Raw genomic sequence first — 14,748 nt, 5'->3', positions numbered from 1 at the left:
ATGATGCGGGTCCTGGTCATTGGTGCGTCGCGCGGGCTGGGGCTGGAGTTCGCCCGCCAATATCGCCAAGCAGGCGACCATGTGGTGGCCACGGCGCGTAGCGACGATGCTTTGGCGCGGTTGCGGGGCCTGGGCTGCGAGGCTTGGCCGCTGGACTTGCTGGATGCGGCCAGCGTGGCCGCATTGGGCTGGCGGCTGGATGGACAGCGCTTCGATGCCGTGATCTTCAATGCTGGGGTTTATGGTCCGCGCACGCAGGGTCTCGAGACGCCCACGCAGGACGATTTCGATGCGGTGATGCGCACCAACGTGCTGGGGCCCATGCGTGTGCTGCCGCAGCTCGAGCCGGTCTTGGCTCAGGACGCCAAGCTCATGGTGCTGTCGTCGATGATGGGCTCGATCGGCCAGCGCAGCACGAGCACGGGCTGGCTGTATCGGGCGTCCAAAGCCGCGCTGAATTCGGTGCTGCGCGATGTCGCCCTCGCGCTTGGGCCGCGGGGCATCACCTGTGTGGCCGTGCATCCGGGCTGGGTACGCACCGACATGGGCGGGGCCCATGCCAGCCTGGCTCCCGAAGACAGTGTGGCCCGCTTGCGCCAGTTGCTCGCGCGTCTGCGACCCGAGGACAACGGGCATTTCCTTCACTACGACGGCACACCGATTGCCTGGTGAGCCGCGCATCCGAGCCAAGACATCATGCTGTTGAGCGAAGATCATCGTGCGGTGCAAGACGCCGTGCGCGCTTATGTGCAGGACCGCATCGCGCCGCATGCGGCCCGCTGGGACAAGGAGCACCATTTTCCGGCCGAGGAGCTCAAAGGCTTGGCCGCGCTGGGCTGCTTTGGCGTGGCCGTGCCGTCCGAGTACGACGGCGCGGGCCTGGACTACCTGGCCCTGGCCGTGATCTTGGAGGAGATCGCCGCTGGCGACGGCGGGACCAGCACCGTGGTGAGCGTGAACAACTGCCCGGTGTGTTCGATCTTGATGGCCTATGCCAACGAGGAGCAAAAACAGCGCTTCCTCAAGCCGCTGGCGCGAGGCGATATGTTGGGCGCGTTTTGTCTGACCGAACCGCATGTGGGCAGCGAAGCCGGGGGCCTGAAGACCACGGCGGTGCGTGATGGTGATCACTACGTGCTCGATGGCGTCAAGCAGTTCATCACCAGTGGACGGCACGCGGACGTGGCCATCGTGATGGCCGTCACCGACAAGGCCGCGGGCAAGAAGGGCATCAGCGCGTTCGTGGTGCCGACCGACACGCCCGGCTACACCGTGGCGCGCTTGGAAGACAAGCTGGGGCAGCACAGCAGCGATACTGCGCAGATCGTCTTCGAGAACTGCCGGGTGCCCGTCGAGAACCGTTTGGGCGAGGAGGGCATGGGCTTGAAAATCGCGCTGTCGGGTCTGGAAGGCGGGCGCATCGGGATTGCGGCGCAGAGTGTGGGCATGGCGCGCGCGGCCTTCGAGGCGGCGCTGGCCTACAGCAAAGAGCGCGTGGCCTTCGGGCAGCCCATCTTCAACCATCAGGCGGTGCAGTTCCGCCTGGCCGACATGGCCACGCAGATCGAGGTGGCGCGCCAGATGATCCATCATGCGGCCAGCCTGAAGGATGCAGGCGTGCCTTGTTTGAAAGAGGCAGCCATGGCCAAGCTGTTTGCCAGCGAGATGGCCGAGCGGGTCTGCTCCGACGCCATCCAGATCCATGGGGGCTATGGTTACGTCCGCGATTTTCCGGTCGAGCGAATTTATCGCGACGTGCGGGTTTGCCAAATCTATGAAGGCACATCCGACGTGCAGCGCATTCTGATCGGCCGGGCTTTGGGCTGAATCGGCGGCGCGCCTCGCCGCGATCTTGCGGTGCCTTGGTCTGGGCGCATAATCGCGGCCCATGAACATCATCATCCTCGGCGCCGGGCGGGTGGGTGAGAGCGTGGCCGAAAGCCTGGTGTCGGAGCGCAACGACATCACGGTGATCGACACCAACCCGCAGCGCCTGCGGGCCTTGCAGGACCGCCTGGATTTGCGCGGGGTGGTGGGCAATGGCATCCAACCTTCGGTGCTGCAAGAGGCCGGCGCCCAGGATGCGGACATGATGATTGCCTGTGCACCACTGGACGAGACCAACCTGGTGGCCTGCAAGATCGCCCACGATGTGTTCAACATCCCGACCACGATCGCGCGGCTGCGCTCGCCGGAGTTTCCCGACGGATCGCCGCTGATGGACAAGAGCGGTTTCGCGGTGGACCGGGTGATTTGTCCGGAGGCCTCGGTGACGCGCTATGTGCGCCAGCTCATCGCCTACCCCGAGGCCTTGCAAGTGCTGGAATTCGCGCAGGGGCTGGTCAGCCTGATCGCCGTGCGTGCCGTGGCCGGGGCACCGCTGGTGCGCCACACCATCTCCGAATTGCCCAGCCTGGTGCCCGAGGCGGACATGCGCATCGTCTCCATCTACCGGCCCGACCCCGAGGGGCCCGACCAGGCCATCGTCTGCGATGGCGTCACCCGCATCGAACCCGGCGACGAGGTGTTCGTGCTGGCCGCCACCAAGCACATCCGCACCGTGCTGGAGGCGCTGCGGCGGCGTGACCGCCCGGTCAAGCGCGTGATGATCGCCGGCGGAGGGCGTGTCGGCCTGCGCTTGGCGCGCGAGCTCAAGGGCGAGTACCGGGTCAAGATCATCGAGCACGATGCCAAGCGCTGCGAGTACTTGGCCTCGCAATTGCCGGCCGATACCCTCATCCTCCATGGCGATTCCACCGACGAGGAGCTGCTCGAAGGCGAGAACGTCCACGACATGGACCTCTTCCTCGGGCTGACCAGTGATGACGAGGACAACATCATGGCCTGCTTGCTGGCCAAGCGCATGGGCGCCAAGCGGGTGTTGGCCTTGATCAACCGCAAGGCCTATGCCGATTTGATGCAGGGCTCGCAGATCGACATCGCACTGTCGCCGGCCCAGACGGTCATCGGTGAGCTGCTGGCCTATGTGCGGCGTGGCGACGTGGAAGCGGTGCATTCGCTGCGGCGCGGCGCGGCCGAGGCCTTGGAAGCCGTGGTGCGCGGCGATGCCAAGACCTCGAAGGTGGTGGGGCGGCCCATTGGCGAGCTCAAGCTGCCGCCGGGGGCGCAGATCGGCGCCATCGTGCGCGGATTGCCCGAAGGCGAGATGGACGATGAAGCGCGCGAGCGCGCCTTGCGTCAGGCGCAGGTCATCATCGCCCATCACGACACGGTGATCCAGGCCAATGACCACGTGATCGTGTTCTTGCCGCGCAAGCGCATGGTGCGCGAAGTGGAAAAGCTCTTGCAGGTCAGCGCGACGTTTTTCTGAGCCAGGCCCATGCCGTCTTCGTTTTTGCCGGCTTTGTCGATCCTGGGCACCATCGTGATGGCCTTTGCCCTGACCATGGGCGTGCCGCTGGCCGTGGCCTGGTTCGGCCACGATGAGGCGCTGGCCTCATGGCATGTGGGCATGGCGCTGACCTTCGGGGCAGGGGTGGTGATGCGCTTGCTGGCCCGCCGACATCGGCGCGAGTTGCAGCCGCGCGATGGGGTGATGCTGGTGTCGCTGGTGTGGACGGTGCTGCCGCTGTTTGCCAGCGTGCCGCTGATGGTCTATTTCCGGCAGGCGGGCACGCCCTTGTCGTTCACCGACGCCTATTTCGAGGCCATGTCGGGTCTGACGACCACCGGCGCCACGGTGCTCAGCGGCTTGGATGCGCTGCCGCGGTCGATCAATCTGTGGCGCTGCTTCATGCAATGGATGGGCGGCATGGGCATTCTGGTGCTGGCGGTGGCCATCCTGCCGATGCTGGGCGTCGGTGGCAGTCAGCTCTTTCGGGCCGAGGTGGCCGGCCCGATGAAGGACACCAAGCTGACGCCGCGCATCACCGAGACGGCCAAGGGTTTGTGGAGCATTTACTGCGTCTTGTCGCTGTTGTGTGTGCTGGCGTATCGGGCCGCCGGCATGAGTTGGTATGACGCTTGGGTGCACATGTTCACCACCGTGAGCTTGGGGGGCTTGTCGTCCTACGATGCCAGCTTCGGGCATTTCGACTCGCCCCTGATCGAGGCCGTCTGCGTGGTCTTCATGCTGGTGGCTTCGTGCAACTTCGCGATGTATTTCGTGGCGGTGCGCAAGCGCAGCCTGCAGCGGCTGTGGGCCGACCCGGAGACCCGAGGCACGCTGGGCTTGCTGCTGGGGTCCTCGGTGATCGTCGCCGGGCTGTTGTGGAGCAAAGGGGTGTATGACGAGCCGTGGCAGGCGGTGCGCATGGCCTTTTTCAATGTGATCTCGATTGCCACCACCACCGGCTATGCCAACACCGACTATGCCCAGTGGCCGATCTTTGCGCCGGTGCTGATGTTGATGCTCTCCGGACTGAGCACCAGTGCGGGCTCCACGGGAGCTGGCATCAAGATGGTGCGGGTATTGATTCTGCTGAAGCAGGCGGCCCGAGAGATGACGCGCATCGTGCATCCCCGGGCGGTCCAGCCGGTGACCTTGGGCAGCAGCACCGTGGACAACCACACCATCTTCGCGGTGCTGGGCTTCATGCTCGTTTACGGCGCCACGATCATCGGCCTGACCATGCTGCTGCTGCTGACGGACTTGGACGTGATCACCGCCTTTACGGCCGTGGTGGCCAGCGTCAACAACATGGGGCCGGGCCTGGGCAGCGTCGGTCCGGCGGGCAACTTCTCGGTGCTGAGCGATTTCCAGACGTGGGTGTGCACGTTGGCCATGCTGCTGGGGCGCTTGGAGATGCTGTCTTTCATGGTGCTGCTGACCCCGTCGTTTTGGCGCAAGTGAGCGCCGATGCCTCGGTTGGGGCGAGTTGCGCACACATCGGCTCGACTGCCGCCTGGAACGCGGGTTTGTGCTATCCCACCGGCGGGGAGGGCTGCCTAGCATGCCTTTACCCGAAAACCCGCGTCGAGACGGGCGAGGGGGTGTATCGATGTCAGCACATCAGGAGACGAACGTGAGCAAGCCCCAAACTCCCAAGCCGGCCCAGCGCCGCCGCTTCTTGAAGTCGGCAGCAGCGGGGGCCGTGGGCGCCGGCGCAGCGGCATTCCCGATGGTATCGACCGCGCAAACCGTGTCGATGCGCTTTCAAAGCACTTGGCCGGCCAAGGACATCTTCCACGAATACGCCAACGACTTTGCCAAGAAGGTCAACGACATGGCGGGCAACCGCCTGAAGATCGAGGTGCTGCCGGCCGGCTCGGTCGTGCCGGCCTTCCAGCTGCTCGATGCAGTGTCCAAGGGCACCTTGGACGGCGGCCACGGCGTGGTGGCTTACTGGTACGGCAAGAACCAGGCCGTCGCGCTGTGGGGCTCGGGCCCCGCTTTCGGGATGGATGCCAACATGGTGCTGGCTTGGCACTACTACGGCGGCGGTAAGGAGTTGCTCGACGAGATCTACAAGAGCCTGAACCTGGACGTGCAGTCCTTCCTGTACGGCCCCATGCCCACCCAGCCGCTGGGCTGGTTCAAGAAGCCGGTGGCCAAGGCGCAGGATCTCCAGGGCCTGAAATTCCGCACCGTGGGCCTGGCGGTGGATGTGTTCACCGAGCTGGGGGCGGCGGTCAACCCGCTGCCCGGCGGCGAAATCGTGCCGGCCTTGGACCGCGGCCTGCTGGACGCCGCCGAGTTCAACAATGCCTCCAGCGACCGCGTGCTGGGCTTTCCGGACGTGACCAAGGTCTGCATGCTGCAAAGCTTCCACCAAAGCAGTGAGCAGTTCGAGATCTTGTTCAACAAGACCAAATACAACGCGCTGCCGGCCGAGCTCAAGTCGGTGATCGACTATGCGGTGCAGGCGGCCTCGGCCGACATGAGCTGGAAGGCTGCGCACCGCTATTCCACTGACTACCTGGAGATGCAAAGCAAGCAGGGCGTGAAGTTCTACAAGACGCCCGATGCCATCTTGCGAGCCCAGTTGCAAGCCTGGGACAAGGTCACGGCCAAGAAAGCGGCTGAAAACCCGATGTTCAAGAAGGTCATGGATTCCATGCGGGCCTTCGCGCAGCGGGCCGCCCGATGGCAGTTCGACACCATGGTCGACTACCGTATGGCTTACAACCACTACTTCGGGCCCAAGAAGAGCTGATCTGGCTCATTCCTTTTGCGTCCTTTACGCGTGCACCGCGGTGTGGTCGTGGCGCCCGCATCGCGGTGCACGGTCTGGACTCTGGTTTCAAGACTCTGGCTTCGAGGCGGCTGCACGAGGCCGCAGGCGACCTGTTCATGCAAAAGCTGTTGTTGGCCATCGATGCGGTGTCCACCTGGATCGGCAAGACGGCGGCCTGGGCGGCCGTGGGCCTGACCCTGCTGATCAGTTGGGAGGTCTTTTCACGCTACGTGCTCAACGAGCCCCATGCCTGGGTGCTGGATGCCCAAATCATGCTTTACGGCACCATGTTCATGTTGGCCGGTGCCTACACGCTGTCGAAGAACGGCCATGTGCGCGGCGACGTGCTCTACGGCTTTTTCAGCCCGAGGGCGCAGGCGGCAGTGGACCTGGTGCTGTACTTCCTGTTCTTCCTGCCCGGGGTGGTGGCGCTGACCTGGGCGGGCTGGGCCTATGCCCGGGAGTCGCTGGCCATTCGGGAGCAGACCTTCTCGGCCACGCCGCTGCCGCTGTATCCCTTCAAATTCGTCATTCCGCTGGCCGGGGCGGCGCTGTTGCTGCAAGGCCTGGCCGAGATCGCGCGCTGCGTGCTGTGTTTGCGCGATGGTCAGTGGCCTTCGCGCGAGCATGATGTCGAGGAGGTCGACGTCGAGAAACTCAAGGAGATGGTGCACGTGAACGATGGCGATGCGGCCGCGGGAGGCCGCCCGTGAAGATTCGTCCCGAATTGCGTTTCGGCCTTGGCATCATGGCCCTGGTGGTCGGGGTCATCGTCTGGCTGATGCTGGGCGTGGAGACCCTCACCAAAGGCCACCTGGGCCTGCTGATGCTCTCACTCGTGGTGGTGGCCATCATGTTGGGCTTTCCCACGGCTTTTACGCTGATGGGCATGGGCATGATCTTCACCTGGCTGGCCTACGACCGCGACATCACGCGCACGCTCGATCTGATGGTGCAAGCCGCCTACAAGAGCATGACCAACGACGTGCTCATCGCCGTGCCGCTGTTCGTCTTCATGGGCTATCTGGTCGAGCGTGCCAACCTGATCGAAAAACTCTTCAAGAGCCTGCACTTGGCGATGGCGCGCGTGCCCGGCTCGCTGGCCGTGGCCACGTTGGTCACCTGCGCCGTGTTTGCCACGGCCACGGGCATCGTCGGGGCCGTGGTCACGCTGATGGGGTTGTTGGCGCTGCCGGCGATGTTGCGCGCAGGCTATAGCACGCCCATGGCTGCAGGGTCCATCACGGCCGGCGGCTGCTTGGGCATCCTGATCCCGCCGTCGGTGCTGCTCATCCTGTACGGTGCCACGGCGGGTGTGTCGGTCGTGCAGCTGTATGCCGGGGCTTTCTTCCCCGGGCTGATGTTGGCCGGGCTGTATGTGGTCTACGTGATCATCATGGCCAAGCTCAAGCCGCAGTGGGCGCCGCCGCTGTCCGAGGCCGACCGGCGCGTGGACCTGGCGCCGGCCAACCAGCGCCTGGCCGACACGGGCAGCCATCATGCGTTGCTGCGTCTGCTGTCGGCCCTGAAGGGCCGGCGCAATGCGGACGTGCCGCTGTCGCACGTGCTCAAGCAACTGGGCATCGTGCTGCTGCCGGGGCTGCTGTTCGTGCTGCTGGCCACGAGCAGCCATCGCGCGGTCACCGCTGTGTCGGCCGAGCCGGAGTACGACATCGAGCCCATCAGCTTCTCGTCCGATGGTCCGTCGTCCAAACAAGGCTTGCAGGAACCCCCGGTGGCCGGCGGTCTGGCCGAGCCTGCCGCGGACGAGGAGGAGGCGGCCGGCGAACCCGAGGCCCTGGGCGAGCCCCCGGGGGCGCAGGCGCAGGAGGCCGCCGAGCCGGTCCCGCCTGCCCTGGCCGAGCCCGGTGCGCAGGCCCAGGAGCCCATCGCCGACGATGGCCGCCGGCCGGCACCCACTTGGTGGTGGGTGGTGTTCTCGATCCTTGGGGCCATCGTCGCTGCGTTTTATCTGTTTTTGAGCTTTGCGCGGCTGGAGATCTTCAAGATGCTCCTGGCCTCCTTCTTCCCGTTGGTGATCCTGATCCTGGCCGTGCTGGGGTCGATCGTGTTTGGTTTGGCCACACCGACGGAGGCCGCAGCCATGGGGGCGCTGGGAGGCTTTTTGTTGGCAGCGGCCTATCGGCAGCTCAACTTCACGGTGCTCAAGGAGTCGGTCTTTCTGACGGCCAAGACTTCGGCGATGGTGTGCTGGCTGTTCGTCGGCTCGGCGATCTTTTCGGCAGCCTTTGCGTTGTTGGGCGGACAAGAACTGGTCGAGCAATGGGTGCTGGGGCTGGATCTGACGCCCACGCAGTTCCTCATCTTGTCCCAAGTGTTGATCTTCCTGTTGGGCTGGCCACTGGAGTGGACGGAGATCATCGTCATCTTCATGCCGATCTTCATCCCCTTGCTGGACAACTTCGGCATCGACCCGCTGTTCTTCGGCCTGCTGGTGGCGCTGAACCTGCAAACCGCTTTCCTGAGCCCCCCGGTGGCGATGTCGGCCTTCTACCTCAAGGGGGTGGCTCCGCCGCACGTGACGCTCAATCAGATCTTCCTGGGCATGTTGCCCTTCATGGGCATCCAGATCATCGCGATCGTGCTGCTCTACGTGTTCCCGGGCATTGGCCTGTGGTTGCCGCAACTGTTGTACCGTTGAGGCCATGAACAAGCCGCCGATCGACTTCTATTTCGACTTCTCGTCGCCGTATTCCTACATCGCCTCCGAATGGATCGAGGCGCTGGCCGCGCGGCATGGGCGCACCGTGCGCTGGCATGCGGTGCTGCTGGGGGTGACCTTCCAGGCCGCCGAATTGAAGCCGCCAGTGGCCCATCCGCTCAAGCGCGAGTATGTGCTGCGCGACTTCGCGCGCTCGGCCCGCTTCGAGGGGGTGCCCTACACCCAGCCGGAGGTTTTCCCCATCCCCACGCAGAACGCCGCGCGCGTGTTCTGGTGGCTGCACGATGGCGATGCCGCGCGCGCCGTGGCTTGGGCACGGGCGTGTCTGCGGGCTTATTTCGCGCGCGGAGTCAATTTGTCGGAGGTGCAGGCGCTCAAGGGCTTGGCCCGCGAGTTTGGGCTCGATGCGGACCAGGCCGAGGCGGTCTGGAACGACCCGGTGTGGAAAGAACGCCTCAAACAGGCCAACGAAGCCGCGGTGGCCGCCGGCATGTTCGGTGCGCCCTACATCGTGATCGATGGGGAACCCTTCTGGGGCAATGACCGCAAGGCGCAGATCGAACGCTGGCTCGCGCAAGGGCCGTTCTGATCCGGAGGTGCGCATGAAGAAGGGCTACAAGGCCTTGGTGGACGAGGCCATGGCGCAAATCAAAACCTATAGCGTCGAGCAGGCGCGCGCCAGACTCGGCGACCCCGGCGTGTGCTTCGTGGACGTGCGCGATGTGCGCGAGCTCGAGCGCGATGGCGTCATCCCCGGCGCCATCCATGCGCCGCGCGGCATGTTGGAGTTCTGGGTCGATCCCGAGTCGCCCTACCATCGGCCGGTATTCGCCGAGGACAAGGAGTTCATCCTGTTTTGTGCCGCTGGCTGGCGCTCGGCCTTGGCCACCAAGACCTTGCAAGACATGGGCTTGCCGCGCGTGGCGCACATCGAAGGGGGCTTCACGGCTTGGAAGCAAGCCGGTGCGCCCGTGGCCGACAAGCCCAAGAAATAGGGTTGGACAATCGGGCTGGACCGCTGGTCAAGCGGGCGTTTGTCGCCCTAGAATTGACGTTTACGTAAACGTCAAAATGTGCGTCAATGATTTGCCGACCGCTTACCCTTTGGTTGGCTGGGAGCCTGCATGAGCGTCCTCGAGTCTCGACTCCATCCCCGTTCCGACGAATTCAAGCGCAATGCGGCTGCGATGCAAGCCCTGGTGGACGACCTGAACCGGCAGCTCGCCGCCGTGGCCGAGGGTGGGGGCGAGGCGGCGCGGGCCAAGCACGTGGCCCGAGGCAAGTTGCTGCCGCGTGAGCGGGTGGAGATGCTGCTCGATCCGGGCACGCCTTTTCTGGAGCTGGCCCCGCTGGCCGCACTGAACATGTATGGCAACGAGGCGCCGGGGGCGGGCATCATCACCGGCATTGGCCGGGTGTCGGGCGTGGAGTGCGTGATCGTCTGCAATGACGCCACCGTCAAAGGCGGCACGTACTATCCCATGACGGTGAAGAAGCACTTGCGCGCGCAGGAAGTGGCGCAGCAAAACCATCTGCCTTGCATCTATCTCGTCGACAGCGGTGGGGCCAATCTGCCCAATCAGGACGAGGTGTTTCCCGATCGTGACCACTTCGGGCGCATTTTCTACAACCAGGCCACGATGAGCGCTGCCGGCATTCCGCAGTTGGCAGTGGTCATGGGCTCGTGCACGGCCGGTGGCGCCTATGTGCCGGCCATGAGCGACGAGGCCATCATCGTGAAGAACCAGGGCACCATTTTTTTGGGCGGGCCGCCGTTGGTGAAGGCCGCCACTGGCGAGGTGGTCAGCGCCGAGGACCTGGGTGGTGGCGACGTGCACACGCGCCTGTCGGGCGTGGCCGACCACCTGGCCGACAATGACCTGCATGCCTTGGCGCTGGCGCGTGCCGCCGTGGCCCGCTTCAACCGGCGCAAACCCCAGCCGCTGGCCTGCGTGCGGCCGCGGCCTCCGAAGTACGCGCCCGAAGAGCTGCATGGCGTGATTCCGGTCGACGTGCGCAAGCCCTTCGACGTGCGCGAGGTCATCGCCCGCATCGTCGATGGCAGCGAGTTCGACGAGTTCAAGGCCCGCTACGGCAGCACCCTGGTGTGCGGCTTCGCCCACATCGAGGGCATGCCCGTGGGCATCGTGGCCAACAACGGCATTCTGTTCAGCGAAAGCGCCAACAAAGGGGCGCATTTCATCGAGCTGTGCTGCCAGCGCCAGGTGCCGCTGGTGTTCCTGCAGAACATCACCGGCTTCATGGTGGGCCGCAAATACGAGAACGAAGGCATTGCGCGTGCCGGCGCGAAGATGGTCACGGCCGTGGCCTGCGCCCAGGTGCCGAAGTTCACCGTGATCATTGGCGGCAGCTTCGGTGCCGGCAATTACGGCATGTGCGGCCGGGCCTACTCGCCCCGTTTCTTGTGGATGTGGCCGAATGCGCGCATCAGCGTGATGGGGGGTGAACAGGCCGCCAGTGTGCTGGCCACGGTCAAGCGCGATGGCATCGAGGCCCGGGGAGGCACCTGGAGCGCCGAGGACGAGGAAGCCTTCAAAGCGCCGATCCGCCGGCAGTACGAGGAGCAGGGACATCCATACTATGCCTCGGCCCGGCTGTGGGACGATGGCGTGATCGATCCGGCCGACACGCGCCGGGTGTTGGCCTTGGGGCTGAGCGCCAGTCTCAACGCCCCCATTGCGCAGACGCGCTTTGGCGTCTTCCGTATCTGAGCGCCGGAGGCTGCCCATGCCCACCACTCTCGACATCCGCATCGACGGCCCCGTGGCCCGGGTCTGGCTCAACCGGCCGCAGGTGCGCAATGCCTTCAACGATGCCACCATCGCCGAGCTGACCGACACCTTCGAAGCCCTGGGCCGCGACGCTTCGTTGCGCGCCGTGGTGCTGGGCGCGCATGGCCAGGCTTTCAGCGCCGGCGCCGACTTGCACTGGATGCGTGCGATGGCCGATTACACCTGGGAGCAAAACCGCGATGACGCGGCGCGCCTGGCGCAGATGCTGTGGACGCTGTACAGCTGCCCGCTGCCGGTGGTGGCTCGCATCCACGGTGATTGCTATGCCGGCGGGGTGGGCCTGGCGGCCGTGTGCGATGTGTTGGTGGCCGCCGAAGGCGTGCATTTTTGTCTGTCCGAGGCCAAGCTCGGGTTGCTGCCGGCCACCATCAGCCCCTACGTGATCCGTGCCATGGGCCCACAGGCGGCGCGGCGCTATTTCCTCACGGCCGAACGCTTCGATGCGGCCGAGGCCCATCGCCTGGGCTTCGTGCATGAGGTGTGTGCGGCCGAGGCGCTGGACGAGCGTGTCGAGGCGATCGTCGCGGCCCTGGTGGCCAATGGTCCGCAGGCGGTGAAGGCCTGCAAGCGCTTGGTGCAAGACGTTGCGGGCCAGCCGATCGATGCAGCGCTGCGTGAAGACACCGCGCGACGCATTGCCGACATCCGCGCCAGTGAAGAAGGCCGCGCCGGGGTGCGTGCTTTCCTGGACAAACGCAGCCCGCCGTGGGCGAAGGCCTGAACCACGAGCCGTTCAACGACAAGAAAGCCTGTGCATGTTCAAGAAGATCCTCATTGCCAACCGTGGCGAGATCGCTTGCCGTGTGGCAGCCACCGCGCGGCGCCTGGGCATCCGTACCGTGGCGGTGTATTCCGATGCCGACGCGACGGCCAAGCACGTGCAGGTGTGCGACGAGGCCGTGCACATCGGCGCTGCGGCGCCGCGCGACAGCTACCTGCGTCAGGAGCGCATCCTGGAGGCCGCGCGAGCCACCGGCGCGCAGGCCATCCATCCGGGCTATGGCTTTCTCAGCGAGAACGAGTCTTTCGCCGAGGCCTGTGCGCAGGCGGGCATCGTCTTCATCGGGCCGCCGCCTGCGGCGATTGCCGCGATGGGCAGCAAGGCCGCTGCCAAGGCTTTGATGGAGAAGGCCGGCGTGCCGCTGGTGCCGGGCTACCACGGCGATCGGCAGGACTGCGATTTCCTGCTCGCGCAGGCCCAGGCCATGGGCTTTCCGGTGTTGATCAAGGCCAGCGCCGGCGGCGGGGGCAAGGGCATGCGGGCGGTGCAGGTGGCCGAGGAGTTCGAAGCCGCGCTGGCGGCCTGCAAACGCGAGGCTCGTTCCAGCTTTGGCGATGACCATGTGTTGATCGAGCGTTACGTGAGCCGGCCGCGCCACATCGAGATCCAGGTGTTCTGCGACACCCATGGCAACGGCGTGTACCTGTTCGAGCGCGACTGCTCGGTGCAGCGGCGCCACCAGAAGGTGCTGGAAGAAGCCCCGGCGCCGGGCATGACCCCGCATCGTCGGCGTGAGATGGGTGAGGCGGCCGTGGCCGCGGCTCGCGCCGTGGGCTATGTGGGGGCGGGCACGGTGGAGTTCATTGCCGAGCAGGACGGCCGCTTCTACTTCATGGAGATGAACACCCGGCTGCAGGTGGAGCACCCGGTCACCGAAGCGATCACGGGGCACGACCTGGTGGAATGGCAGCTGCGTGTGGCCGCCGGCGAGCCCTTGCCGGTGCGGCAAGAGGATTTGCGCATCCAGGGCCATGCGATCGAGGCGCGCATCTGCGCCGAAAACCCCGAGGCCCATTTCCTGCCGGCCACCGGGCCCTTGCGGGTGTTTCGTTTGCCACCGCAGGCCAGTGAGTTCACGGTGGCGCCGGTGCGGGTGGACGCCGGGGTGCGCGAGGGCGACGAGATCTCGCCGTATTACGACTCGATGATCGCCAAGCTCATCGTGCATGCTCCCACGCGCGAGCAGGCCCTGGCGCAGCTCGATGCCGCGTTGGCGCAGACCCATATCGTGGGGCTGCACACCAATGTGAACTTTCTGCGCCGTGTGGTGACCAGTGCCTCGTTCGCTGGGGCCGACCTCGACACGGCCTTGATCGAGCGCGAGCGTGCCCATCTGTTCGGCCTGCCGGGTCTGCCCTTGGACTGTGCCGTGGCCGGTGTGGCCGCGCGGGTGCTGGCCGATGAAGCGGCCCTGCAGGATGCCGATCCTTGGAGCCGACGCGACGGCTGGCGCTTGCATGGCATGGCGCGTCGGCGCATGGAAATCGACGTCGGCGGGCAGCGCCATGTGGCTTTTCTCGAGTACCTGCACGACGGCCGACACCGCCTCGATCTGGGGGGGCAGCGGCAGCTCTTGCAGGTGCATGCCCATTCGGCCGAAGTGCACGACGTGATGCTGGGGGCCTCACGGTGGCGCCTGACGGTGTACCGCCAAGGCGAGCAGTTCCACGTGTTCGCCCCCGAGGGGGTGGCGGTGCTGCAGTGGATCGATCCCATCGCCCATGCGGGCGACAGCGGTCACGAGGCCGGCCGCTTGACCGCACCGATGCCGGGCAAGCTGCTGGCTGTGCATGTGAGCGTCGGACAGTCCGTGAAGAAAGGTCAGGCGCTGGCCGTGATGGAGGCGATGAAGATGGAGCACACGATCGCGGCGCCGACCGATGGCGTGATCGAGGCCTTGTTGTATGGCGTGGGCGATCAGGTGCCCGAGGGGGCCGAATTGCTGCGCCTGAAGGCGTGAGGCCGTCGTGTGCGGCCAGGCTCAGTGGGCGGCGGCGGTTGTGGGGCGCAACACCGAGCCCAGCGCGCGCCACCAAGGGCGGTGCCCGCGGCGGGTCGATGCCGTGCGAGCGGGATGGGCGGCCTGCGCGGCATGCTGGCGGCTGATCTGGGCGAATTCCTCGGCCAAGCGCTCGAGTTCTTCGTTCTCGCTGGCGCGACAGACATGGAGCACATCCAGCGCGTACCGCTCGCGGCTGAGCATCAGGCCCACGTCGATACCGCTGCCCAACTCGCGCAGCAAGGTGAAGTGGATGCGGGTGGCGATTTGTAGGCGACGGCTCTGAGCGTCCATGGCAATGATCCTCGTCTTGGACGGGAATTTTTCTTCCCCTG

The 14,748-nt window shown here is 65.6% G+C and carries 13 protein-coding genes; 12 read left to right on the top strand and 1 reads right to left on the bottom strand.

The window, feature by feature from the left end; translation table 11 throughout:
* From F615_RS0103745 to F615_RS0103690, 12 genes are all read left to right on the top strand, one after another.
* On the top strand, positions 1–672 hold the full coding sequence (locus tag F615_RS0103745) for an SDR family oxidoreductase (RefSeq protein ID WP_019559835.1): 672 nt from the start codon (positions 1–3) through the stop codon (positions 670–672).
* Positions 673–696: 24 nt separating this feature from the next.
* Positions 697–1,827 (top strand): acyl-CoA dehydrogenase family protein, encoded by a 1,131-nt coding sequence (locus tag F615_RS0103740; RefSeq protein ID WP_019559834.1) that lies wholly within the window; start codon positions 697–699, stop codon positions 1,825–1,827.
* A gap of 61 nt (positions 1,828–1,888) precedes the next feature.
* Positions 1,889–3,331, top strand: coding sequence for a Trk system potassium transporter TrkA (gene trkA, locus F615_RS0103735; protein ID WP_019559833.1), 1,443 nt, complete (start codon positions 1,889–1,891; stop codon positions 3,329–3,331).
* A 9-nt stretch (positions 3,332–3,340) separates the two neighbouring features.
* Positions 3,341–4,813, top strand: a complete 1,473-nt coding sequence (locus F615_RS0103730; protein WP_019559832.1) for a TrkH family potassium uptake protein — start codon at positions 3,341–3,343, stop codon at positions 4,811–4,813.
* Positions 4,814–4,985: 172 nt separating this feature from the next.
* Positions 4,986–6,116 (top strand): TRAP transporter substrate-binding protein, encoded by a 1,131-nt coding sequence (locus F615_RS0103725; RefSeq protein ID WP_019559831.1) that lies wholly within the window; start codon positions 4,986–4,988, stop codon positions 6,114–6,116.
* Between the two features lie 137 nt (positions 6,117–6,253).
* Positions 6,254–6,850 (top strand): TRAP transporter small permease subunit, encoded by a 597-nt coding sequence (locus F615_RS0103720; RefSeq protein WP_019559830.1) that lies wholly within the window; start codon positions 6,254–6,256, stop codon positions 6,848–6,850.
* Positions 6,847–8,799 (top strand): TRAP transporter large permease, encoded by a 1,953-nt coding sequence (locus tag F615_RS0103715; protein ID WP_019559829.1) that lies wholly within the window; start codon positions 6,847–6,849, stop codon positions 8,797–8,799. Before F615_RS0103720 ends, F615_RS0103715 begins: the two co-directional genes overlap by 4 nt.
* Before the next feature lie 4 nt (positions 8,800–8,803).
* Positions 8,804–9,409 carry a 2-hydroxychromene-2-carboxylate isomerase gene (locus F615_RS0103710; RefSeq protein ID WP_019559828.1) on the top strand — a complete coding sequence of 202 codons (606 nt, stop codon included), beginning with the start codon at positions 8,804–8,806 and terminating at the stop codon, positions 9,407–9,409.
* A 7-nt stretch (positions 9,410–9,416) separates the two neighbouring features.
* Positions 9,417–9,815: a rhodanese-like domain-containing protein gene (locus tag F615_RS0103705; RefSeq protein WP_026329986.1), complete on the top strand. Its 399-nt coding sequence runs from the start codon at positions 9,417–9,419 to the stop codon at positions 9,813–9,815.
* Between the two features lie 129 nt (positions 9,816–9,944).
* On the top strand, positions 9,945–11,552 hold the full coding sequence (locus F615_RS0103700; protein WP_019559826.1) for a carboxyl transferase domain-containing protein: 1,608 nt from the start codon (positions 9,945–9,947) through the stop codon (positions 11,550–11,552).
* 16 nt (positions 11,553–11,568) lie between these two features.
* Positions 11,569–12,354 (top strand): enoyl-CoA hydratase/isomerase family protein, encoded by a 786-nt coding sequence (locus F615_RS0103695; protein WP_019559825.1) that lies wholly within the window; start codon positions 11,569–11,571, stop codon positions 12,352–12,354.
* A gap of 34 nt (positions 12,355–12,388) precedes the next feature.
* Positions 12,389–14,374, top strand: a complete 1,986-nt coding sequence (locus F615_RS0103690) for an acetyl/propionyl/methylcrotonyl-CoA carboxylase subunit alpha (protein ID WP_019559824.1) — start codon at positions 12,389–12,391, stop codon at positions 14,372–14,374.
* A gap of 21 nt (positions 14,375–14,395) precedes the next feature.
* Here F615_RS0103690 and F615_RS0103685 read toward each other — a convergent pair whose 3' ends face one another.
* Positions 14,396–14,707, bottom strand: coding sequence for a hypothetical protein (locus tag F615_RS0103685; protein ID WP_019559823.1), 312 nt, complete (start codon positions 14,705–14,707; stop codon positions 14,396–14,398).
* Between the last annotated feature and the right edge of the window lie 41 nt (positions 14,708–14,748).

It is taken from the genome of Caldimonas manganoxidans ATCC BAA-369 (assembly GCF_000381125.1).
In the GTDB taxonomy this organism is placed as follows: Bacteria; Pseudomonadota; Gammaproteobacteria; order Burkholderiales; family Burkholderiaceae_C; genus Caldimonas; species Caldimonas manganoxidans.
Note: the sequence above shows the minus strand (reverse complement) of the source record. Positions and strands in the feature narration are given on the sequence as shown.

Excerpts from the sequence above, each read along its gene's own strand:
- F615_RS0103745 (WP_019559835.1), top strand. The coding sequence starts at position 1 with ATGATGCGGGTCCTGGTCATTGGTGCGTCGCGCGGGCTGGGGCTGGAG.
- F615_RS0103740 (WP_019559834.1), top strand. The coding sequence starts at position 697 with ATGCTGTTGAGCGAAGATCATCGTGCGGTGCAAGACGCCGTGCGCGCT.
- trkA (WP_019559833.1), top strand. The coding sequence starts at position 1,889 with ATGAACATCATCATCCTCGGCGCCGGGCGGGTGGGTGAGAGCGTGGCC.
- F615_RS0103730 (WP_019559832.1), top strand. The coding sequence starts at position 3,341 with ATGCCGTCTTCGTTTTTGCCGGCTTTGTCGATCCTGGGCACCATCGTG.
- F615_RS0103720 (WP_019559830.1), top strand. The coding sequence starts at position 6,254 with ATGCAAAAGCTGTTGTTGGCCATCGATGCGGTGTCCACCTGGATCGGC.
- F615_RS0103710 (WP_019559828.1), top strand. The coding sequence starts at position 8,804 with ATGAACAAGCCGCCGATCGACTTCTATTTCGACTTCTCGTCGCCGTAT.
- F615_RS0103700 (WP_019559826.1), top strand. The coding sequence starts at position 9,945 with ATGAGCGTCCTCGAGTCTCGACTCCATCCCCGTTCCGACGAATTCAAG.
- F615_RS0103695 (WP_019559825.1), top strand. The coding sequence starts at position 11,569 with ATGCCCACCACTCTCGACATCCGCATCGACGGCCCCGTGGCCCGGGTC.
- F615_RS0103690 (WP_019559824.1), top strand. The coding sequence starts at position 12,389 with ATGTTCAAGAAGATCCTCATTGCCAACCGTGGCGAGATCGCTTGCCGT.
- F615_RS0103685 (WP_019559823.1), bottom strand. The coding sequence starts at position 14,707 with ATGGACGCTCAGAGCCGTCGCCTACAAATCGCCACCCGCATCCACTTC.